Below are 22,031 nucleotides of genomic sequence, written 5' to 3'. Positions count from 1 at the left end.
ACAGGGAGAAACCAATGACCATGTACGCCACGCTGGAAGAAGCCATTGATGCTGCTCGTGAAGAGTTTTTGGCCAACAGTCCGGAGCTGGACGAAGAGACCGCCAATATTCAGCAGTTTAATATGCAGAAGTATGTGCTACAGGATGGCGAGATCATGTGGCAGGTGGAATTTTTTGCCGATGAGGGCGAAGACGGGGAGTGTCTGCCATTGCTGACCGGTGAAGCCGCGCAGAGCGTTTTCGACGGTGACTTTGATGAGATCGAGCTGCGTCAGGAGTGGCTGGAGGAGAATACCCTTCATGAGTGGGATGAGGGTGAATACCAGCTCCAACCGCCGCTGGATACCGAAGAGGGTCGCACCGCAGCGGACGAGTGGGACGAGCGTTAACTACTCGTAGGGTCCGTGATGCGCATCTATAGGCAGCAGAAGCGTGTCAAAGACCAGCGAGAAAGGGAGATCCAGCACGGTGAGGTAGCGCCATTTTGAGTCGCGCACGTCCCACTGGACGCCGGGGTAGTACTGGTTTCCATGACCCTGCCCCGGAATAGTACGACTGATAATGCTGCCGCACCCGCTAAGCAGCATCGCCATTATCACCACAGTGATTATCCGCATACCTCTCCTTATAAAAAAAATACCGGCTGATGAGCCGGTATTTATTCATTAAACATTAAGCCGTTATTTTGTCTTCAGCGCGTCGTATTCGCTAATCCATGAGGAGTAGCGCTCCGGCGAAGACCAGACCCGATAGTGCATACGTGACATTGTCACTGGATCGCTCAGCAGTACCAGACGACGGTCGCGGGTAAGCTTGTCCGGCGTCTCGTTCAGCGCCTGCTCAACGTGGCGATCGCGGGCAATCTCCAGCACCTGGCTTGCCCGGTGACGGGCGGTTGCCATGGCGGTGGCCAGCGCGTTATACGACGGGTTAAACACCGCATGCATAAAGCCATTTTCCAGCGAACGCGCACGGTTCAGCGTCAGGTACCGGTCGGTATCCACCAGCACCTGCGGCGGGGAATACTCTTCCGGGATCAGGAACAGCTTCCAGCGCTTGGTACGCAGGCCTACCGTCGCCCGGCTCGAAATGACCGAGACAAACGGAGAGAGGATCAGCGAGACAACGATCGGTGCCAGCCAGAACAGGAAGCGCAGATCCAGCCACGCCATGCCGATTGCCCAGACCAGGCCAAGCAGCATCTGCGAGCCGTGACGCATAAACGCCTCACCCCACGGGGTGGAGTCATCGTCACGCTGCGGTGAGTTCCAGACCACTTCCCAGCCGAGGAACGCGCTGACCACGAATACGGTGTGGAACAGCATACGCACCGGAGCCAGCAGCACGGAGAAGAGCACCTCCAGCAGCAGCGAGGCCGTTACGCGCAGGAATCCACCGTACTCCTTCGTGCCTTTACACCAGATAAGGATGATGCTCAGCAGCTTCGGCAGGAACAGCAGCACCATGGTCGAAGCAAACAGGGCGATCGCCAGCTCGGGACGCCACTGCGGCCAGACCGGGAACAGCTGACGCGGCTGCAGGAAGTACTGCGGCTCGGTCAGAGCGTGAACCACCTGCAGCGCCGTCGAGAGCGCAAGGAACATAAACCACAGCGGTGCAGAGAGGTAGGACATGACCCCGGTCAGGAACACCGCACGGTGTACCGGGTGCATCCCTTTCACCAGGAACAGGCGGAAGTTCATCAGGTTACCGTGACACCAGCGGCGATCGCGTTTCAGCTCATCCAGCAGGTTCGGCGGCAGCTCCTCATAGGAACCAGGCAGATCGTAGGCGATCCACACCCCCCAACCGGCGCGGCGCATCAGAGCCGCCTCTACGAAGTCGTGAGAGAGGATAGAGCCAGCAAATGAGCCCTCGCCCGGCAGCGGAGCCAGCGCACAGTGCTCAATAAACGGCTGCACGCGGATAATGGCGTTGTGCCCCCAGTAGTGCGACTCCCCAAGCTGCCAGAAGTGCAGACCGGCGGTAAACAGCGGCCCATAAACGCGGGTGGCAAACTGCTGGCAACGCGCGTAAAGGGTATCCATGCCGGACGCACGCGGCGACGACTGGATAATACCGGCGTTCGGGTTAGCCTCCATCAGACGCACCAGACCGCACAGGCAGTCGCCGGTCATCACAGAGTCCGCATCCAGCACCACCATGTAGCTATACTGGCTGCCCCAGCGGCGGCAGAAGTCATCGATGTTACCGCTTTTACGCTTCACGCGGCGGCGGCGGCGGCGATAGAAGATCTGCCCTTCGCCCTGTACCTCGGCAATCAGCTCCATCCACGCCTTTTGCTCTGCCACGCAGATATCAGGGTTGTAGCTGTCGCTGAGGATATAGACGTCGAAGTGCTCGGCGTTACCCGTTGCCTTCACTGACTCCCAGGTCGCACGCAGACCGGCGAAGACGCGATCGACGTCTTCGTTACAGATCGGCATGATCAGCGCGGTGCGGTGCTGCGGGTTAAGCGCCTCATCCCCCACCGTAGAGGCTGAAATGCTGTATTTGTCGCGGCCGATCAGCAGCTGGAGGAATCCCATCAGCGCCGTCCAGAACCCGGCCGACACCCAGCAGAAGAGCACGGCAAAGAGGATCAGGATCCCGGTTTGCAGCACGTAAGGCAGGAGCTGCATAAAGGAGACAAGCAGATCCTGGCCCATCATATCTTCCGGGGCGATCAGCGCCCAGCCCTGATACGGGAGAATGGTTTTCATATACCACGTGGCCACCACCGTCTGGGCAATAGTCAGCAGCAGCAGAATGTAACGGCGGATAGAACCCACCGCGCGCCACTTCTGCTCGTTGGCCTGTTGCTCTTTGGTCAGACGGGAGAGGTAGCGCGGCGGCACATCGCGACCGCGCAGACGGTCCCAGAAGCGGCCGATCGGGTTGGTGCGCCACGGATCGGGGAACATAGAAGAGCGCTTCGCCTCAGGCATGGCCTTCAGCTGGGTACGCCCTTCATCGTCCTTGATCAGCTGGCCTTCCGCCAGCGAATCCGGCCAGCTATGTTCAAGACGCGCCTGCACTGAACCCAGCGGGCTGTCATCGTCCCGCTCATAGCGACGATGCTCAGCATCCAGCGCTTCGTGCACGGCGCGCAGATCCGTTGTCGGCAGCGCCGCTTTCCCCTCAGCGGAAAGCGACAGCGCGTCGATATATTCAGTTGTCTTATTCATTGGCAGGTAGCTGATAGCTCCAGGTTTCACTCAGCGGCTGCTCGGCATTCACCAGCGCAGCACGCATATCGGTCGTCTTTTTCTGGTCTTTAACCTTGACGCGCAAGGTTAAACGCCATCCCTGAGTGACCGGGTTATAGCGCACAACGTTTTCAACGATTTCACCGTTATCACCGATGCTGACCTGGGCAGTAACCGGGGTATCCTGCGCCAGTTTTTTCATCTCTTCCCCGGTGAAGTCGACAACAAACGCCAGAGTACCGTCCGGCTGGCGGATCAGGTTGGACTGTTTAACATCGCCGGTAGAGCGGCGCGTCTGCGTAACCCAGGCGTTATCCGGGGCGTGCAGTTTGTCTTCATCGCGGCTAAAGGTGATGGTGTACTTGAAGTTCATCTCTTTACCGGGTTCCGGCAGCTGATCCGGCGTCCAGTAGGCCACGATGTTGTCATTGGTCTCATCGTTGGTCGGGATCTCTACCAGCTCAACTTTACCTTTGCCCCACTCGCCTTTTGGTGTCACCCAGGCGCTCGGACGCTGATCGTAGCGATCGTCGATATCTTCGAAGCGGCTAAACTCGCGACCACGCTGCAGCAGGCCAAAGCCCTGCGGGTTTTCCATGGCATAGCTGCTCACGGCCAGGTGTTTCGGGTTGTTCAGCGGACGCCAGATCCACTCGCCGTTGCCGGCATGCATCGAGAGGCCGTTGGAGTCATGCAGCTCCGGACGGAAGTTGGTCGCCGGTGACGGCTGGTTTGGCCCAAACAGGAACATACTGGTCAGCGGGGCGACGCCCAGCTTGCCGACTTTATCGCGCAGGTAGACTTTTGACTGCACGTCCACCACGGTGTCACGGCCCGGGATCACCACAAACCGGTAAGCGCCGGTTGCGCGCGGTGAATCCAGCAGTGCGTAGATAGTCAGGCGCTTGTCGGTAGGCTTCGGACGCTCAACCCAGAACTCGCGGAAGTGTGGAAACTCTTCGCCGGACGGCAGCGCGGTGTCAATGGCGAGACCACGGGCGGAGAGACCATAGACCTGGCCGGCACCGATCACGCGGAAGTAGCTCGCCCCCAGCATACTGACAATTTCATCGTTCTTGTCTTTGCTGTTGATGGGATAGAGAACCTTAAAGCCGGCAAAGCCTAAATCTTTGACCGTATCCTTGTCATGCTGGACGTTGCCAAAATTGAAATAGTCCGGGTTGTACTTGATCTTATGCACGGCCGACGCCGTCACTTCATTGACGGTCACGGGCAGGTCGAAGTACATACCCTGGTGATAGAACTCAAGCTTGAATGGGGTTTTAACGTTGTTCCAATACGCTTTGTCGTGATTGAATTGAATCTGCTGATAGTCCGCGTATTTCATGTCGCGGAAGACAGAGGGCAGGTTGCTTTTTGGGGCTTCATAGCCTTTTGCGGCTAATGACTGCGCCTGTTTTGCTACGTCATCGATGTTAAAGGCCCAACCCGATGAAGAGTACAGGGATAACAGCACCGCTGCGCCTAACCAACGCATTTTCATCACTTGTAGATTATGTTTCATAGTAACTAAGCACTTCCCCCTTTGTGTGCTTAAATCGATCCGATCTATTTTAATGGTATTTCAGGCAATCCGACAACTTAATCCCCGCTTTGTTCAGCCGCTGGCTCAGTGGATAAGCAAATGAAAGCAACACCTTGCCAATTGCGTGTTTATCCTGGAGACAGGCTGCGACGCTTAGTGTAGGGTTGCCAACGAATGTAATCATAACTGGTCTTAGGGATAAGACGATAAGTCTGATATTGCACGGAGTGATATGAGTAAACTACCCGCACAGCGCGAATACTTCCTTGATTCCATTCGCGCGTGGCTGATGCTGCTAGGCATCCCCTTTCATATCTCATTAATCTATTCAAGCCACGTCTGGCATGTGAACAGCGCTGCGCCTTCGTGGTGGCTGACCCTGTTCAATGACTTTATCCACGCCTTTCGGATGCAGGTCTTCTTTGTAATCTCGGGCTATTTCTCCTATATGCTCTATCTGCGCTATCCCATGAAGCGCTGGTGGAAAGTGCGCGTCGAGCGCGTGGGCATCCCGATGCTGACCGCTATCCCGCTCTTAACGCTGCCGCAGTTTCTGATGCTGCAGCACGTCAAGGGCAAGGCCGACAGCTGGCATACCCTCTCTGTTTACGACAAGTATAATACTTTAGTCTGGGATCTGGTTTCGCACCTCTGGTTTCTCCTGGTGCTAGTGGTGCTCACTACGCTTGGGCTGGTGCTGTTTCGCAAGCTTAAGCAGGCTGTCGCGGTTAAGCCGGACGCGCTACTCAGCCAGCTTACTCTGCCAAAGCTGACGCTAATATTTCTGCTGCTCGGCGTGCTGTATGCCGCGTTCCGCCGTACGCTGCTGGTTCTCTACCCACCTATTCTCAGCGATGGCCTGTTTAACTTTGCCGTTATGCAGACCCTGTTCTACCTGCCGTTTTTTGTGCTGGGGGCGCTCACCTTTATTACGCCTCGGCTCAAGGCGCTCTTTATCACCCCGTCGTGGGGCTGCACCCTGGGCGCGGCGCTGGCTTTCGTGGCCTATCTGCTTAACCAGCGCTATGGCAGCGGTGACGGGTGGATGTATGAAACAGAGAGTGTCATCACCATGGTGATGGGGCTGTGGATGGTCAACGTGGTCTTCTCGCTGGGGCATCGGCTGCTCAACTTCCAGTCGGCCCGCGTAACCTACTTCGTGAATGCGTCACTGTTTATCTACCTGGTGCACCATCCGCTGACGCTGCTTTTTGGCGCATGGATCACGCCGCATATTCACTCCAATACGCTGGGCTTTATCTGTGGGCTGATCTTCGTGGTGGGCTGTGCAATTGCGCTCTATGAAGTGCATTTGCGTATTCCGCTGCTGCGTTTTCTCTTCTCCGGCAAGCCTGAGGTGAACAAAGCGCAGCCCAAAGAGGTGCGAAACTAATCTTAGAGGAGCCACTCTACCGGCAGCCTGGAGGCTAATCGCACCAGCATCCGCTGCCAGAAGCGCGTTTTCGGCTCCTTCTTTAATACGTGTTCTTGACCGTCATGGGTGTCGATCCAGTTAATTCGCCCCCAGCGGTCAAGACGCAGCTCCCATGCCGCATCGCGCTGGCTCTGCTGAAAACGTTTATGGATCACCTTCGCCAGCGGCTCGCTTTCGATGACAAAACCCATTTCGGTATTGAGCATGGCCGAGCGGGGATCGAAGTTAAACGAGCCGATAAATACCTTCGCCCCATCAATGCTAAACGTTTTAGCGTGCAGGCTGGAACCGGAGTTACCCGTCAGGCCGCGATCGTGAATATGTCGGCCACCTTCCCGAGTAGGTTTTAGCTCATATAAGGCTACGCCGTGGCGCAACAGCTTTTTACGCCAGCGCGCATAGCCCGCGTGCACCACTGCCACATCGTTCGCCGCCAGCGAGTTGGTAAGGATGGCAATTTTCACCCCTTTACGCACCATCTGCAGCAGCTGCGCTACTCCCGCACGGGTCGGGACAAAATAGGCGGAGATGATATCGATCTGCTCCTGCGGCATTCCCATTACCTTTACCAGACGCTGCGGTAGCAGGGTATGCTCACGCGCCCTGCCCTGCCCCTTGCGCGGATCGTCGCTTAGCAGACGCGTTTTGGCCCACAGCATAGGCAGTGTCCCCGCCTCAAGCCGGGTGGAAAACTGGGTGGTTTCAAGCTTGGAGAGGTAGCGCCGCGCCGTCTCATCATTATACCAGGACTCGGGCACCTGAATCTTGCCGTCGATATCGTCATCTTTAATATCGAGCACTTTCTCAAGTGTGGAAACCGACTGGCAGGTCCAGTAGCGTTCAAAGTCAGCTACGACGTCGCTTACCACCGGGCCAATCGCCAGCACGTCAAGATCGGAGAAGAGCGGCTGCTCCCCCGCGCCAAAGTAGGCGTCACCAATGTTTCTGCCACCCACGATAGTCACTTCTTCATCGGCGGTGAAGCTTTTATTGTGCATGCGCCGGTTAAGGCGAGCAAAATCGGTTAGGTAGCCCAGCGATCTAAAGAGGCGAAACGAGAAGGGATTAAACAGCCGAACATCGATATTGGCATGGGCATTTAGCTTACGCAGGATATCATCCAGCCCTTGGGTATTGTTATCGTCCAGCAGCAGGCGGATTGTCACCCCTCGCCGGGCCGCCTTAAGCAGCTGGGACAGCAGCAGCCGCCCGGACATATCGTCTTCCCAGATATAGTACTGTATGTCCAGGGTACGCTCGGCCATCTCAATCAGCCGGTAGCGAGCGGCAAAGGCATCAAGACTGTCATCCAACGCCAGAATGCCGCATGCGTCGGGATGGGCCGCACGGGCGGGGGCGATAGCGCGCCCCAGCCGCGTACTAGGCGTCTGGTTCGTCACCTTGCTGGGTGAGTAGTCGCTGATAAAGCCGGGTATTTTCATCGTCATAACAGACAAAGTATACCTGACCAATCGACGGATGACGGGTTAGATAATCCGAAACCGTAGCGACAGCGATTTCCGCCGCCGCGGGCTTAGGAAAACCGTATACGCCGGTGCTGATGGCTGGGAACGCCACCGAGTGATAGCCGTTGGCCTCGGCCAGCTTCAGGCTATTACGGTAGGCATCCTCCAGCAGCCGCTGCTCATGCTCCGCGCCGCCGCGCCAGATGGGGCCTACGGTATGGATCACCGCCTTTGCCGGTAGCGCCCCGGCAAGGGTGATCACCGCATGGCCCGGCGGACACTCACCCTGCTGCTCCCGCACGGTTTTACAGGCGGCCAGCAGCGCCGGTCCGGCGGCACGGTGGATAGCGCCATCGACGCCGCCCCCGCCCATTAAGGAAGGGTTAGCCGCATTGACGATGACATCGACCTGTAACGTGGTGATGTCACCGTGAATAACCTCCATACGCGATTGCATATTTGCCTCTCTTGTCTCATCGCTTTCAACTAAGTGTATAGCAGGGTATGGCAGGTGGGAGAAATAACACGGCGCTCGGTCAGACGGCACAGCACTACAGCAGGTTGATTTTACACCGGATCTTGCTGCGTTATTGCTCAGAGGGCCACTGCTGTACGAGGTGCAGGGCATCGCCGTCGGTCACGGTAACCACGACTTTGACCGTGTCTTTGGGCGAAATATTTATGCTCAGGCGGGCAAGTTTTGTGGGCTGGTTAGCTTGCAGCGTCAGGGTCTTTCGCTGCTGGGTATTGCTCTGCCCGCTTACGCCCGCATGAACGGTGAGGATCTGGATCTGGCATACACAGGGCTGGGTGACAACGACCTGGGGGGTAATGGTATAGATATCCTGCTGCCGCTCGGTCAGGAAAGTAATCTGGCTGGCCATGGCGGCAACGAAGAGGAAGGGGTGCATAGCGACCTCCTGATAAAAAAAACAGGGCCGTAGCCCTGTTTTTTCGCACCAGATAGAATTAGTACTGGTTAGCCGTGGCGTTGTTGCCGTAGCCAACCTGACGTACTTCTACGTAAGACTGAGACGCGGTCTGGTTAACCAGCGCGCCGTTAGCGGTACCGTATTGACGTACGTCGATATCAGAGTGGCGGCTGTTCCACTGGTCGATAGTGGCGTTGTTACGAGAACCGTTCTGGGACAGGCTGATAGAGCTGTCATCAGAACCCTGGCCTACGTCTGCGGCGTTGCGTGAGCCATGCTGAGTCACGGTCAGATCGGAGTCACGAGCATCGGTCTGCAGAGCCAGAGCGGAGTTGTTGCTACCGTACTGGTAAATGCTTAATTCAGAGTTCGGGCCGCCGTAGCTGCCGCCGCCATATTGACCAACGGAACCTGCGAAAGCGCTGCCGGAAATAACGATCGCTGCCAATGCTGCCACTTTAATGAATTTCATGGTTAACTCCCATCGGATTGATATATTAGTTTCACAACGGATTTAGCGTTGAATAACGCGAATAGCCATTTGTGATTGCCTCTGCACTACAACTGCCGTTTTTTGCGTACCATACTGCGTAATATTCGCTTTGTTACCCGAACCTTTCTGAATAATCATTGCGGTATTACCGTATGCACCTTGCGTTATACTTGCGTCATTAGCACTGCCTGACTGATCGATATACGCAAAGTTATAGGCTCCTGCCTGATCAATTCTTGCCCGGTTACTCGCCCCTTCCTGGGAGATAACAGCGTGCATTTTAGATCCTTCCTGACGTAGCTGGGCGCTGTTATTGGTACCATCCTGGCCAATTATCGCAGCCTGATTGTAAGACGTTTTGCTCAATTCATTTACCGCAAAGTTATATTCTGACACAGCCAGATCATAACTTGACGCGGTGGCTATCCCAGGCGCACCCAGCATTGTTAACACCATAATCAACGTTCTGTTTTTCATGTTGTCACCTGGACCTGGACTATTTTCAGTGATGACTATTATGCTCCGCCGTTATTAACGTATTTTTACATCCGTTAACGCTGCGTTACGGAAAAGAGTATGTAACGGTAAATATTAATAATATCTCACCCGCCAGTGGTATTTTTATTTCTATGTTCACCTTAAAGTGCTAACGGTCTAAAAAAAGGATGGATAATGTATAAAACTAATTACGTCGCCTTGGTTTGGTACAGGTTTGAGCGTTATAGCAACCGAGAATGAGTTATGCCTTACTCGCATCCTCCCAAAGGTAGGCGTAAAAAATTTGTGGTTTTGCGATCATCAAAGAAATTTTTTCTTTACTCTCCTCGGCTTTGATAACAGAGGCTCATAAAAAGTTAACACATAAAAAAAGCAAAATCCGACAAAAGAAGATATATTTATAAATAAATCAAATATTTAAAATAATTTGTATGATTTTTAAATGTGATGCAAAAGTATTAGTTTGTACAACTTTTCCATGAAAATTAAACATCAAAAAAAGCACAAAATAACATTTTAAAATTTATTTTTACATTTTGTTACATGTTTAACACTTGATTTAAGATTGGTAATAGCTAGATTGAAATCAGCAGTATGTTTGAGTTTTTGTTAAATTTTGCCCATAGGGCTCACTCTTATTGATTACACACAGCAGTGCAACATCTGTCAGTACTTCTGGATGCCCAGTAATACCTGGGGAAAAAGACAGGTGTACCAACAAGCGGGGTTTATTATGTTTAATGAAGTCCAGAGTTTTCAAAGTCAATCTATTCTGTTGATTACTAAACCTTCCTTACAGGCTGCCGCGTTACTGCAGCATCTGAAGCAGTCCCTCTCTCTTTCGGGGAAAGTGCATAATATTCAGCGTTCTCTGGATGATATATCGCCCGGAAGCGTGATCCTGTTTGACATGATGGAGGCAGATAAAAAACTGATCCATTATTGGCAGGATAATTTAGGCAGGAAAAACAACGCCGTTAAGCTGCTATTGCTGAATACGCCTGACGAATACCCGTTCCGTGACATAGAAAGCTGGCCGCACATCAACGGCGTTTTCTATGTGACGGAAGATCAGTCCCGGGTGGTGGATGGCCTTCTTAGCGTACAGCGCGGCGAGTGCTACTTTTCACAAAAGCTCGCCAGCTACCTCATTACCCACTCCGGCAACTACCGTTACAACAGCTCCGAAGCCGCGCTGCTCACGCACCGGGAGAAGGAGATCCTCAATAAGCTACGCATTGGCGCCTCGAACAACGAGATCGCCCGCTCGCTGTTTATCAGCGAAAACACGGTAAAAACCCATCTTTACAATCTTTTCAAGAAGATATCCGTAAAAAATCGTACGCAGGCCGTCTCCTGGGCTAACGATAACCTCAGGCGATAACACCATGAAACGGTTCGTTGCATGGTTTGCAGCTGCAGGTCTTCTGCTGGCTGCCGGGAACCTGCGTGCTGTCGAGGTGGAAGTTCCCGGATTACTGACCGATCGAACGGTCTCTTCTGTTGGACACGATTTTTATCGTGCTTTTAGTGATAAATGGGAAAGCAGTTATACAGGGAACCTGAGTATCAATGAACGTCCCAGCGCGCGGTGGGGAAGCTGGATCACGATTACGGTTAATCAGGATGTCGTGTTTCAAACGTTTTTATTTCCCACTAAACGCGACTTTGACAGCAATGTTAATGCCGCGGTAGCGCAAACCCATGAAGCACTGGATCGCCGGCAGATCGATCAAGCTCTGCTTGGTACTGGCGATCTGGCGCGAGATGAATTCTAAAACACGATAAATTTCTTTCGGAGGCTCACATGCGTATCGCCTGTGCCGTAGTCACGCTTTTGCTTGTGTCACCGTCACTATTTGCTGCAAATATGACATTTCAGTTTCGTAACCCTAATTTTGGGGGCAACCCCAATAACGGCGCTTTTTTATTAAATAGCGCCCAGGCACAAAACTCCTATAAAGATCCGGACTATGGATCTAATTATGGAATAGAGACACCGTCGGCGTTGGATAACTTTACCCAGGCAATCCAATCACAGGTGCTGGGAGGACTACTGACCAATATCAATACTGGCAAACCGGGAAGAATGATCACCAGTGATTTTATTGTTGATATCGCTAATAACGACGGGCAGCTTCAGCTCAACGTCACGGATCGAAAAACCGGCAAAACATCCACTATAGAGGTGTCGGGTTTACAAAATGGTTCAACCGACTTTTAAAGCACAGCTATCGTTTCTACAGGAATAATAATTATGCAGCGCTTACTCACCATACTGGCTGTCTGTTTACTCAGCGGATGCTTAACGGCTCCACCGAAAGAAGCAGCGAAACCAACATTAATGCCTCGGGCTCAGAGTTATCAAGATTTAACCCATCTACCGATGCCAACCGGTAAGATATTTGTCTCTGTTTATAATATTCAGGATGAAACCGGACAGTTTAAAGCCTATCCGGCGAGTAACTTCTCTACCGCCGTCCCGCAGAGCGCCACGTCTATGCTGGTCACGGCACTGAAGGATTCGCGCTGGTTTATTCCGCTTGAGCGTCAGGGGCTACAGAACCTGCTTAACGAGCGGAAGATCATCCGTGCTGCACAGGAGAACGGTACGGTGGCGGTCAATAACCGTTTCCCACTCCAGTCTCTGACTGCGGCTAACGTAATGGTCGAAGGCTCGATTATCGGCTATGAGAGTAACGTGAAGTCCGGCGGCGTGGGCGCGCGTTACTTTGGCATCGGGGCCGACACCCAGTACCAGCTTGACCAGGTCGCCGTTAACCTGCGCGTGGTCAACGTGAGTACCGGGGAGATCCTGTCGTCGGTCAACACCAGCAAGACGATCCTCTCTTATGAGGTACAGGCCGGGGTGTTCCGCTTCATTGACTACCAGCGTCTGTTGGAAGGTGAAGTCGGCTTTACCGCGAACGAACCCGTTATGCTGTGTTTGATGTCTGCGATTGAAACTGGGGTAATCTACCTGATCAACGATGGCATCGATCGTGGGCTGTGGGATCTGCAAAACAAGGCGGAGAGCGAAGATCCGGTTCTGGTGAAATACCGCCATATGGCGACACCGCCAGAGTCATAATCGCTCCTCAGCACTATCCAGCGTGGCGGATCACTCCGCCGCGCTTTTTTTTGTGCTGGGATTTGCCGCTCTGTCGCGCCAGGCCGCCAGCCACAGACCGCTATTTTTCATGGCATAGCCAAACAGTAGCCCAACGGCCAGCGAGGGAACCACCGTTCGCCAGTCGCCCTGGGCGGCAAAGGTGGCACAGGCACCGATAAAGGTGCCGGGAACAAAGGAGAGCAGCAGATTTTTCGCCTGAATGCACATCAGGAAGGCCACGATACCAGTAAGCATATAGCTGACAATGCTCAGATGTGGGCTTAACGCACTGCCGTAAATAATTACCTGCGCCCAGGCGACGCCGCTCATTACGGTAAAAGCGGCGATCAACAGGCCCTTTACCCCACCCTGTGGACAGGCGAAATAGGCTGTACAGCCAAGGAAGCCGGCCCAGCTCAGCAGGCCCAGCGAGACGGCAACCCAGCCCCAAAGGCCGGAGAGAATGCCCGTTGTTAATGCAATTGAGAAGAGTATGTTCATGGCGCGCATCTTAGCAGAAGCGCGCCATTGAAATGAGATCGCCCGCACGTTATTTGCAAGCGATCGACACAAGTTACATTTTTCTTGTGATATACATCACATCAATCGGCGGACTCTTCCTCAAGCTCATCCCACATGGCGGCGATGGCATCGCGGGTAAGCCCTGCCATGGTGCGCCAAAACGGCGTTACCGCATGGGCTTCAACTTTGCCAAGGAAGGTGCCACACCACGGCAGCAGGTAGTCGGCAAACAGGGCCTCCAGAGCCTCACTCTCATCCTCAGCGGCATTATCTTCCAGCCAGGAGGCGGCCAGCAGCAGCGTACCAAAGTGATCGGCTGGCGCATCGGTCAGCGGCATGCCCCGGGCGGTTAAAAAGGCCCGCACCTCTGCCTCGTTTGCCCCCTCCTGCCACGCGCTGCGATACGGCGCGACGCTGCATGCCTCGCCGACAAACAGGGCCTGGTAATCCGTCACTAAGGCCGGATCGTCAACGCTTTTTTGCAGGCGGGCAAGCAGCTCATCCTGCTCCAGCGGCCAGTTTGCCGCCAGCTTACCGTCACGGATCAACGCAAAGAGTGGGACTAAAACCGGATCCTCTGGCTGGCGGTAGTAGAGTGAGCCAAGCACGCGGCAGAGGATTGAAAACTCGTTCATTATAGGTTCCGTGATAAAAATTAAAGTTCGGCAAACTCATCGATCGGCGGCATCCCGCGCGATTCAAGGAAGTTTAACAGGCGGCGCGGCGAGACGTTAAGGATCCGATCTTCCGGAAAATCAACGTCATCCAGCACCTTGCGACACTCGGTAAAATCACCCAGCGAAAAGGCGGTGTGCGAATCGGATCCCAGCGCCACCCAGCCTCCCGCATCACGCACGGCTGCGGCAATGGCGCGACAGTTCGCCTCGCTGCCCTTCCGCGAGTGAAGGAAAGAGGAGTTGTTGATCTCCAGGGCGACATTATACTTCGCTGCGGCAGCGGCAATCGCCGGAATATCAACAGGGTACTTTGGGTTGCCCGGATGACTGATAATATGCACGTTACCACTGGCCATCGTAGCGATCATCGCCTCGGTGTGGGTTGCCCGATCCTGTGGCGCGAATACCGGCTCATGAAACCCGGCAATGATCAGATCCAGCGCGGGAAGCATAGGGCCAGAGCAGTCAATCTCACCGGCGATATTTTTGATGTTGGCCTCGATACCGCGCAGGATCCCTACCCCATCCACCAGCCGCGGCCAGATACGCATATTCACAAAGTGCCAGTAGTGCGGAGCATCTGCCATATCGGGGCCGTGATCGGTGATAGCAAAAAGCTTAAGACCTTTGCTTTTGGCTATCGCAATATAGTCGTGGAGGGTGCTGTAGGCGTGGGTGCTGGCGACGGTGTGCATGTGCAGGTCAACGGGGTACATGGCGCTCTCCTCTGTTAATGACGCTCAAGGATAACAGGAATTATTACCCTTTATAATGAAAACCCGGCGCTAGTAGCCGCGGGTCCGGTCAACCTGGCCGGTTACCGGCTCGCCCTGTTCCAGCCGGGTAATCGTACGGGCAATATACTCGATCGCTTCATTGGGACGCGTGACCGCAGCGATGTGCGGGGTCATTGCCACGCGGGGATGCGCCCACAGCGGGCTGCTGGCTGGGAGCGGCTCTTGACTGAAGACGTCCAGCATGGCCCCTTTCAGCTTGCCGCTCTCCAGAGCCTGGAGGAGATCGTCTTCCACCACGTGCACGCCACGCGCCAGATTAAGCAGATAAGCGTTATCCGCCAGCTGGTTCAGCAGCGATACGTCAATGATGCCTCGAGTCTCTGAGGTATTAGGCAGGAGGTTAATCAAGACGCGGGTTCCTTGCAGGAAATCGCTCAGCTCGTTTTCGCCAGCAAAGCTTTTGACGCCAGGCCAGGATTTACGGCTACGGCTCCAGCAGCGCAGCGGAAAGCCCCATGATTGAAGGCTTTCGGCCACCTTCGCTCCCAGCACGCCCGCGCCAAGAATGCCGATGGTAAAATCTTCGCGCTGATACTCATCCAGCGCCTGCCAGCGGGCCTGCTGCTTCTGGGCTTGATAATCATCAAAGCGGCGGAACCAGTGCAGAACCTGGCTCACGGCATACTCCTGCATCTGCAATGCCATGCCGGTATCTTCGAGGCGAAACAGCGGAATGCTTTCAGGGAGCATGTCCGGGTGGGCGTTAAGCTGGCTCAGAATAGAGTCAACGCCTGCGCCGAGGGCAAACACGGCTTTCAGGCTACGGCCCTGAAGCATTTCAACTGGCGGATGCCAGACCAGGGCATAGTCTGCGGGTTCATTATCGCCCGGCTTCCACTCACGGACTCGGGCATGGGGAAGTGTCTGAGCGAGTTTATCCAGCCAAAATTGCGTATCGAAAGACGGGTGATAGAAGATGATATCCATACTGACTCCAGATGCATTCATGCGATGGTTTAGTTAAAGCGTTATCTATTGATGAGGATAACAAATTTGTTCCAGGGACAGGGATAAAGGTGGCTGATGATAAAAAAAACAGTTCCTGGATATTTAGAAAGCACGTTGCTTGAAGTTTGTCTAAACGCGCTAAATTATTGAAAAAGAGGATTGACGGTAGAGCCGGATTTCCCTACATTAGCGCCGTCCCAGCGATGCTGGGAAGACAATATGGTGAGGTGTCCGAGTGGCTGAAGGAGCACGCCTGGAAAGTGTGTATACGGCAACGTATCGGGGGTTCGAATCCCCCCCTCACCGCCATATTTGAAGAGAAGCTCGCATGCAAATGCGGGCTTTTTTTTCGCATGTAGCACCCAGCGGGGGGGATGAGAACCTCCGACCGGGGTTCGACAACGGGCAGTTGCCCGTTGGACAGACCGGGAGCGCAGCGAGTCAATCCCTCCCGATGGAGAGCCGTGATCCGCTCCTGATCCCCCGGTGGCGCTTCGCTTACCGGGGCTACGATTTGTGCCTGTCTCTTGCATTTGCTCACGGCTTAACCGAACGCACGTTAAAGCAGAAATTAAGCTTGACCGTTTTAGCACAACTCCCTATAGTAGCGCCCCGTTGCCCCCGAGAGGAAGGCAGCAAAAACAATACGGTGAGGTGTCCGAGTGGCTGAAGGAGCACGCCTGGAAAGTGTGTATACGGCAACGTATCGAGGGTTCGAACCCCTCTCTCACCGCCACATTTAGAGAAGAGCTCGCATGCAAATGCGAGCTTTTTTTTCGCCTGTCACTTTTCAATGTGTACTTGCCATGTACAGCGCATCTTCTCCTGCTGGCAAACGCATCGGTGCACTGGGATCGTTTGCAACTTGCCAGACCGCTTTTGCCACATCGATAGGCCAGGTTACCCTCGCGCTAGCATCCCGCATGTTATTAAAGATTTGCTGGCTTAGCTCTGCATAATCCGCAGGAATGTTCCCCATGATACGTTGAGCATTTTCGCCAAAACGGGTCTCTGGCGCACGTCCTGGCAGGATGAGGCCCACGCGGATATTAAACGGCTTTAGCTCAAGAGCCAGCGATTCAGTAAACGCATTCACTGCCGCCTTGCTGGCGGTATAAGCTGCGAGTAGCGGAAGCGGTTTTAGGGTAACAGCAGAGGTGATATTAACGATCAACCCTGAACGCCGCTGTCTGAATTGTGGAAGTACGGCCTGGGTCATTGCGATAGTTCCAAGCGTATTTGTTTCAAACACCTCTCTCAACGCCTGCGGGGAAACACCCTCAAGCGCGTTTAACATTCCGACGCCTGCATTGTTTACCAGAACATCTATATCGCCAGCGTCTTCAATGGCATGCTCAATGCTTTGCTGCTGGGTAACATCAAGACTTAAGAGCCGTAAACGATCGCTTTTAGGCAAGAGATCGCGCTGAGGGGTGCGCATTGTCGCAATCACATTCCAGTCGTGCTCAAGAAAATAACGTGCCGTCTCCAGACCAAAACCAGATGAACAGCCGGTGATCATAATCGTTTTCATGTTAACTCCGTTGTTGTTTACCTGTATAAACAATACCCCTGAATGGCTGGACGATATATAATCAAAAATCCGCCATTCTTTAGCAGGAGTCCGGAAATGAGCGATCCGCTCGCAGAAGTTATTGCCATGCTAAAGCTCAGATCGGTTTTGACAAAAACGGTGACGGGCGCAGGCCGTTGGCGAGTCAGTCGTTCAGACGAGGGGCTGTCATTCTATTGCGCAGTGCTGGAAGGTTCATGCCGCCTTGAGATTGAAAAGCACGAGCCGCTGACGCTTCACGCCGGTGATTTTATTTTGCTACCTGCGGCTTACCATTTTGCCCTCACCAGCCTTACTCCCCCTGCGGCACAAACCATTAACACCCCACCGATAGAGGTGGCAGACAGACACTTCAGGGTTGGCGATCCGCTCGCAGCACCTGAAATGCTGGCGCTGGTAGGCCACTGCGTATCTGATTCTTCCGATTCAGGCTTGTTGGTTTCGCTTCTGCCAGAGTTTGTTTGCGTGCGTGATGAAAAACGCCTGGCGCTGTTGATGGGGTTGCTGAAAGATGAAACGCAGGCGCAGCGTGCAGGGAAAGCGTTCATTTTGGCGCGGGTAACTGAATTGCTTTTTATTGAAGCTATTCGGTCTGGTAATGCTCTTATCACGCCCGGGCTGATACGCGGCCTGGAAGATCCCCGTATCGCTCAAGCTATTCGGCTGATACATCAGGATCCAGCCAGGCGGTGGACAGTCAAAGCGCTGGCCAACGGCTGCGCATTATCGCGATCGACGCTGTTTGAACGATTTACAGAAATGATTGGCATAACGCCGATGAGTTACCTTCTCGCCTGGCGAATGGCCCTGGCCAAACAGATGCTTTGCCATACCGGTATCACTATCGCAGCGGTAGCAGAGCGCATTGGCTATGGATCTGCCAGTGCATTCAGCGTGGCGTTTACCCGGTATGTAGGTACCTCACCGGGAAAATATGCGCAACATTGTGCAGCCAGGCCTGGTGATAACGATGCGAATCCCGAGAATTATTACCGCTAAACGACGCCCTAAAAAACAAAGCCCGGTCACCCGGGCTTTGCAATCATATTCTTAATCACGCTATTTCATCAGTAGTACGCCTGCAGTGTTCGCTGGCAGAGGGCCGAGCGCACGCAGTCATCTTTGGTAAAGCGGACAACGCCAATCATCTCATCTTCTTCAAAACGTGCCAGCGCATCGCTCAGGCCGGACTGAACGCCCGACGGCAAATCGCACTGGGTGATATCACCGTTAACAATCACGGTCACGTTCTCCCCGAGGCGTGTCAAAAACATCTTCATTTGCGCAGCGGTCACGTTCTGAGCCTCGTCAAGGATCACGACCGCATTTTCAAATGTACGTCCGCGCATATAGGCGAACGGCGCGATTTCTACCTTACCAATCTCTGGCCGCAGGCAGTATTGCATAAAGGACGCTCCCAGGCGTTTGACCAGCACGTCATAGACGGGCCGGAAGTAAGGAGCGAACTTCTCCGAGATATCTCCGGGTAAGAAGCCAAGATCTTCATCGGCTTGCAGGACCGGACGAGTGACGATAATTCTGTCCACATCCTTGTGGATCAGGGCTTCCGCCGCTTTCGCTGCGCTGATCCAAGTTTTACCGCATCCTGCTTCACCTGTAGCAAAAATGAGCTGTTTACGCTCAATTGCATCGAGGTAGTGCGCCTGAGCTTCATTCCGCGCGGCAATTGGCGAGTTATCACGGCTGTCCCGCGCCATGCCAATTGATTCAACGCCACTCATCTGCACAAGCGAGGTGACCGACTCTTCTTCACGCTGTTTATGGCTGCGCGAATCTCGTCTCAGCACACGTTTAGCTTCACGACGAGCTTTGATCACTGCTTTCTGTCTTCCCATGGATAGCACCTTGAGTTGTAGGTTTACATCACACGCGCCGCTGCCGGCACGATTATGCGCACGAACGTCTGAGGTTTGGCTTCCTTGTAAGCCATGACTTGCTGATGAAAAGACGCGGCAAACCCACCCACTGTGTCATTTGCCACGTCGGTAAATTCAAGTTTTCTGATGAGGAAAGAGGAGATTTTGGCGGTGAGACGATCGCTGTCGGTGGCGTGTTGCCCGTACCGAGCCTGACGGTTTGAATTGAGTGTTTGGCCTGAGCCGGATGCTACCATTCGCGATCTCCATAGTGAATCGTTCACTGCCGGGAACTACCGCTGTTGATATAAGTAAAACAAAAATTTTCATAAAAGCAACATTATATTTACCTAAATATAACGTGCCAGCGCGCTCATACCGAGCCAGTTTCTGACATTAATATTACAAATATATAACAGGATCGCGTTCATAGAAAAAAATGATAGTTCTCCCCTGCCCCGCAGGACAGAGGAGAGCGGGCTAGGCCTCAAGCAGTGACTGAGCCAGATAGTGCGGCGTATCCTTGACGCCCGGCAGCGCAAAGAAGTAACCCCCGCCGATCGGCTTGATGTACTCCTCCAGCGCTTCGCCGTTGAGCCGCTTCTGCACCGTCAGGAACCCCTTCTCCAGATCGTGCTGGAAGCAGACAAACAGCAGGCCCATATCCAGCTGGCCGGAGTTGGTCACCCCCAACGAGTAGCTGTAGCCGCGACGCATCATCAGATTCACCTCGGTCTCTGGCGTACGCGGGTTGGCAAGACGTATATGGCTGTCGAGAGCAATGACCTCACCCTCTGGATCGCGACTATAGTCCGGCACGTCATGCTCATGTTTCATGCCCAGCGGTGCCCCGCTGTGCTTGTCCCGGCCAAAGATAGTCTGCTGCTCCTTGAGCGGCGTGCGGTCCCAAAACTCAACGTGGAACTGGATGATGCGTACCGCCTGATAGCTGCCGCCCACCGTCCAGGCCGGTTCCTGCTGGTCGGGCGTGACCCAGACCACGCTCTGCATCAGCTTACTGTTTCCACTGTCCGGGTTGCCGGTGCCGTCTTTAAAGCCCAGCAGGTTGATCGGCGTCTCTTTGCCTTTACTGCGCGCCGCGTGATCGGAGATAAACCCTTCCCGCTTCCAGCGGATGCTAAGCAGATCCGGCGTGTACTTAATGATATCGCGCAGGGCGTGGATCACCGTATCCCCGGTGTTAGCGCAGATCTGCAAGAGCAGATCGCCATGGCACAGGGCAGCGTCCAGGGAGTCGTTGGGGAAGCGCGTCATCTTCTCCAGTTTGGCAGGACGCTGCGGGCCCAGGCCAAAACGCTCATCAAATAGCGATGACCCTACCGAGACGGTGATGGTCAGGTTATCTGGCGCAATAAAGCCGCCAAGAATACCGGAGTCCATTGGCGGTAGACGTGGGTTCGGCGTTTGTGGCGCGGGACCGCCGGTAGTTAAAAACGCAATCCGCTGGGTCAGGAGACGAAACAGCCGCTCCAGTTCAGATTTGTCGCTGGCCAGCACGTCAAACGCCACCAGCATCATTGAGGCCTGCTGCGGTGTCAGGATCCCTGCCTGATGCTCGCCATAGAACGGCTGGGTCTCCATCCGCGCATCCGGCGACAGGGTGCCCGGCGCGCTTGTCGGTTTGGCCGCGTGGGCAACCGGACAGCCGCCCGCCAGCGCCAGCGCGCCACCTAGCGCGCCCATACTTTTTAGTAAACGACGGCGTGAAGGCTCGCTCACGCCGTCTACATCATGCTCTGTCATGCTTAATCCAGTCCGAGTACGCCGCGCAGCTGGGCCAGATCTTCCGCCAGGGTGGTGATCGGTCCTTTCAGCGCCGTGCGATCGGCGTCGGTCAGTTTGTCATAGGTTTCGAAGCCATCTTTGGTGCGATATTTCGCGAGAATGGTATCGACCTTCTTAAAGTTGGCGTCTACCTTCGCCAGCAGATCGGCGTTGCCTTTCTGCAGCTGCGGACGCAGTAGATCGACAATTTTCTGTGCGCCGTCGACGTTCGCCTGGAAGTCCCACAGATCGGTGTGGCTGTAGCGATCCTCTTCACCGCTAATTTTACTGGCCGCAACCTCTTCAATCAGCCCTGCCGCACCACCCACCACTTTTGACGGCGGGAAGGCCAGCTCGCTGATGCGTTTTTGCAGCTCCAGCACGTCGCTGTTGAGCTGCTCCGCATACTGCTCCATGCCTTTAGTGGAATTATCACCAAACAGCGCTTTTTCGAGGCGGTGGAAACCGGTAAATTTCGGATCGGCGGCTTTTTGCTCGTAGTCATCTTCACGGGCATCAATGCTGCCGTCGAGGTCAGAGAAGAGCTCGGCGATAGGCTCAATACGCTCGTAGTGCTGACGCGTCGGGGCATAGAGCGCTTTCGCTTTCTCGATATCGCCCGCCTTCACCGCATCGGTAAAGGCTTTGGTCTTCGCCACCAGTCCCGTCATCTCCTGGGTCACGTAAGCTTTATACGCGGTAATAGCTCCGCCCAGGCTCAGCAGTGCGTCACCTTTAGCCGCATCCGCCGTGGAGGCACCTTTGACAATCAGCTTGCCCTTGGGATTGGTCAGCAGGCCGCAGGTCATCTCATATTCACCCGGCTGCAGGTTAGCGGTCAGCTTCTGGCTAAAGCCCGGCGCGATGTTCTCCCGCTCCTCAACCACCATGACGCCCTTCAGGATCTCCCACTCCAGCGCTTTCTGGCTGTGGTTGAGGATAATGAACTGCGTCTTGCCCGCGTTGACCGTGAGGTTCATCGGTTCACACTGTTTATCCGTTACCGTAACCTTCACCTGAGGAACATCCGCCGCCTGGGCGTTAAACGCGCAGGCGAGCAGCGCGGCAATACCAACCTGTAAAGCACTATGACGAAAATGCGTTGCCATGACCTTTCCCTTTAAAAGTATGTTGTAACTATTATTGTCACGCTGAGTAAAC

General features: G+C 54.3%; 24 protein-coding genes and 2 tRNA genes. 9 read left to right on the top strand and 17 right to left on the bottom strand.

Annotation, left to right across the window (positions count from 1 at the left end):
• The first annotated feature begins 14 nt into the window (after positions 1-14).
• Positions 15-389 (top strand): MysB family protein, encoded by a 375-nt coding sequence (locus NR795_RS03785; protein ID WP_257757190.1) that lies wholly within the window; start codon positions 15-17, stop codon positions 387-389.
• Here NR795_RS03785 and NR795_RS03780 read toward each other — a convergent pair whose 3' ends face one another.
• From NR795_RS03780 to mdoG, 3 genes are all read right to left on the bottom strand, one after another.
• Positions 390-617: a YceK/YidQ family lipoprotein gene (locus tag NR795_RS03780; RefSeq protein ID WP_144812619.1), complete on the bottom strand. Its 228-nt coding sequence runs from the start codon at positions 615-617 to the stop codon at positions 390-392.
• A 63-nt stretch (positions 618-680) separates the two neighbouring features.
• The gene (gene mdoH, locus NR795_RS03775; protein ID WP_144812622.1) at positions 681-3,188 is read right to left on the bottom strand and encodes a glucans biosynthesis glucosyltransferase MdoH; all 2,508 of its coding nucleotides are present in this window, start codon (positions 3,186-3,188) and stop codon (positions 681-683) included.
• Entirely contained in the window at positions 3,181-4,716 is a 1,536-nt protein-coding gene (gene mdoG, locus NR795_RS03770; RefSeq protein ID WP_144814593.1) for a glucans biosynthesis protein MdoG, read from the bottom strand. The genes mdoH and mdoG overlap by 8 nt, the downstream gene beginning before the upstream one ends.
• A 271-nt stretch (positions 4,717-4,987) precedes the next feature.
• Here mdoG and mdoC point away from each other — a divergent pair, with 271 nt between their 5' ends.
• Complete coding sequence (gene mdoC, locus NR795_RS03765) at positions 4,988-6,148, top strand: glucans biosynthesis protein MdoC (protein WP_257757189.1); 1,161 nt, start codon at positions 4,988-4,990, stop codon at positions 6,146-6,148.
• A gap of 2 nt (positions 6,149-6,150) precedes the next feature.
• Here mdoC and NR795_RS03760 read toward each other — a convergent pair whose 3' ends face one another.
• The 5 genes from NR795_RS03760 to csgB all read right to left on the bottom strand — a co-directional run bounded on the left by NR795_RS03760 (position 6,151) and on the right by csgB (position 9,558).
• A complete protein-coding gene (locus NR795_RS03760) occupies positions 6,151-7,638 on the bottom strand; it encodes a phospholipase D family protein (protein WP_257757188.1) in 1,488 nt (495 codons plus the stop codon).
• Complete coding sequence (gene ymdB / locus NR795_RS03755) at positions 7,571-8,113, bottom strand: O-acetyl-ADP-ribose deacetylase (protein WP_257757187.1); 543 nt, start codon at positions 8,111-8,113, stop codon at positions 7,571-7,573. Before ymdB ends, NR795_RS03760 begins: the two co-directional genes overlap by 68 nt.
• A gap of 130 nt (positions 8,114-8,243) precedes the next feature.
• Entirely contained in the window at positions 8,244-8,567 is a 324-nt protein-coding gene (csgC, locus tag NR795_RS03750; RefSeq protein ID WP_257757186.1) for a curli assembly chaperone CsgC, read from the bottom strand.
• 58 nt (positions 8,568-8,625) lie between these two features.
• Entirely contained in the window at positions 8,626-9,060 is a 435-nt protein-coding gene (gene csgA, locus NR795_RS03745; protein WP_144812637.1) for a curli major subunit CsgA, read from the bottom strand.
• A 42-nt stretch (positions 9,061-9,102) separates the two neighbouring features.
• Positions 9,103-9,558, bottom strand: coding sequence for a curli minor subunit CsgB (gene csgB, locus NR795_RS03740; protein ID WP_144812640.1), 456 nt, complete (start codon positions 9,556-9,558; stop codon positions 9,103-9,105).
• A gap of 754 nt (positions 9,559-10,312) precedes the next feature.
• Here csgB and csgD point away from each other — a divergent pair.
• From csgD to csgG, 4 genes are read left to right on the top strand one after another with little or no spacing between them, the layout of a single operon-like run.
• Positions 10,313-10,963, top strand: a complete 651-nt coding sequence (gene csgD, locus NR795_RS03735; protein WP_042392665.1) for a biofilm master transcriptional regulator CsgD — start codon at positions 10,313-10,315, stop codon at positions 10,961-10,963.
• Positions 10,964-10,967: 4 nt separating this feature from the next.
• Positions 10,968-11,357, top strand: coding sequence for a curli production assembly/transport protein CsgE (csgE, locus tag NR795_RS03730; protein WP_257757185.1), 390 nt, complete (start codon positions 10,968-10,970; stop codon positions 11,355-11,357).
• A 29-nt stretch (positions 11,358-11,386) separates the two neighbouring features.
• A complete protein-coding gene (gene csgF / locus NR795_RS03725) occupies positions 11,387-11,803 on the top strand; it encodes a curli production assembly/transport protein CsgF (protein WP_042392660.1) in 417 nt (138 codons plus the stop codon).
• A 33-nt stretch (positions 11,804-11,836) separates the two neighbouring features.
• On the top strand, positions 11,837-12,670 hold the full coding sequence (gene csgG / locus NR795_RS03720; protein ID WP_042392658.1) for a curli production assembly/transport protein CsgG: 834 nt from the start codon (positions 11,837-11,839) through the stop codon (positions 12,668-12,670).
• A 30-nt stretch (positions 12,671-12,700) separates the two neighbouring features.
• Here the strand turns inward: csgG and NR795_RS03715 are convergent, their stop codons facing one another.
• The 4 genes from NR795_RS03715 to ghrA all read right to left on the bottom strand — a co-directional run bounded on the left by NR795_RS03715 (position 12,701) and on the right by ghrA (position 15,614).
• Complete coding sequence (locus NR795_RS03715) at positions 12,701-13,192, bottom strand: DUF1097 domain-containing protein (protein ID WP_144812646.1); 492 nt, start codon at positions 13,190-13,192, stop codon at positions 12,701-12,703.
• A 101-nt stretch (positions 13,193-13,293) separates the two neighbouring features.
• Positions 13,294-13,848, bottom strand: a complete 555-nt coding sequence (locus NR795_RS03710) for a molecular chaperone (RefSeq protein ID WP_144812650.1) — start codon at positions 13,846-13,848, stop codon at positions 13,294-13,296.
• A gap of 20 nt (positions 13,849-13,868) precedes the next feature.
• Complete coding sequence (locus tag NR795_RS03705; protein ID WP_257757184.1) at positions 13,869-14,606, bottom strand: phosphatase; 738 nt, start codon at positions 14,604-14,606, stop codon at positions 13,869-13,871.
• Positions 14,607-14,675: 69 nt separating this feature from the next.
• The gene (gene ghrA / locus NR795_RS03700) at positions 14,676-15,614 is read right to left on the bottom strand and encodes a glyoxylate/hydroxypyruvate reductase GhrA (RefSeq protein ID WP_257757183.1); all 939 of its coding nucleotides are present in this window, start codon (positions 15,612-15,614) and stop codon (positions 14,676-14,678) included.
• Positions 15,615-15,856: 242 nt separating this feature from the next.
• Between ghrA and NR795_RS03695 the strand changes: the two genes are divergently transcribed.
• Positions 15,857-15,944 (top strand) — tRNA-Ser (locus NR795_RS03695).
• A gap of 339 nt (positions 15,945-16,283) precedes the next feature.
• A tRNA-Ser gene (locus NR795_RS03690) sits at positions 16,284-16,371 on the top strand.
• Between the two features lie 54 nt (positions 16,372-16,425).
• Here the strand turns inward: NR795_RS03690 and NR795_RS03685 are convergent.
• Positions 16,426-17,169 carry an SDR family oxidoreductase gene (locus tag NR795_RS03685; RefSeq protein ID WP_257757182.1) on the bottom strand — a complete coding sequence of 248 codons (744 nt, stop codon included), beginning with the start codon at positions 17,167-17,169 and terminating at the stop codon, positions 16,426-16,428.
• Positions 17,170-17,265: 96 nt separating this feature from the next.
• Between NR795_RS03685 and NR795_RS03680 the strand changes: the two genes are divergently transcribed.
• Positions 17,266-18,207, top strand: a complete 942-nt coding sequence (locus NR795_RS03680) for an AraC family transcriptional regulator (protein WP_222890113.1) — start codon at positions 17,266-17,268, stop codon at positions 18,205-18,207.
• A 68-nt stretch (positions 18,208-18,275) separates the two neighbouring features.
• Here the strand turns inward: NR795_RS03680 and phoH are convergent, their stop codons facing one another.
• From phoH to efeO, 4 genes are all read right to left on the bottom strand, one after another.
• Entirely contained in the window at positions 18,276-19,064 is a 789-nt protein-coding gene (phoH, locus tag NR795_RS03675) for a phosphate starvation-inducible protein PhoH (protein ID WP_186370501.1), read from the bottom strand.
• A 23-nt stretch (positions 19,065-19,087) separates the two neighbouring features.
• Positions 19,088-19,342: a hypothetical protein gene (locus NR795_RS03670; RefSeq protein WP_186370502.1), complete on the bottom strand. Its 255-nt coding sequence runs from the start codon at positions 19,340-19,342 to the stop codon at positions 19,088-19,090.
• 223 nt (positions 19,343-19,565) lie between these two features.
• Positions 19,566-20,849, bottom strand: coding sequence for an iron uptake transporter deferrochelatase/peroxidase subunit (gene efeB / locus NR795_RS03665; RefSeq protein WP_257757181.1), 1,284 nt, complete (start codon positions 20,847-20,849; stop codon positions 19,566-19,568).
• A gap of 2 nt (positions 20,850-20,851) precedes the next feature.
• On the bottom strand, positions 20,852-21,979 hold the full coding sequence (efeO, locus tag NR795_RS03660) for an iron uptake system protein EfeO (protein WP_257757180.1): 1,128 nt from the start codon (positions 21,977-21,979) through the stop codon (positions 20,852-20,854).
• Positions 21,980-22,031 lie beyond the last annotated feature (52 nt).

Source organism: Pseudescherichia sp. L3 (genome assembly GCF_024656065.1).
In the GTDB taxonomy this organism is placed as follows: Bacteria; Pseudomonadota; Gammaproteobacteria; order Enterobacterales; family Enterobacteriaceae; genus Pseudescherichia.
This window is presented reverse-complemented; position numbering and strand designations above follow the sequence as displayed.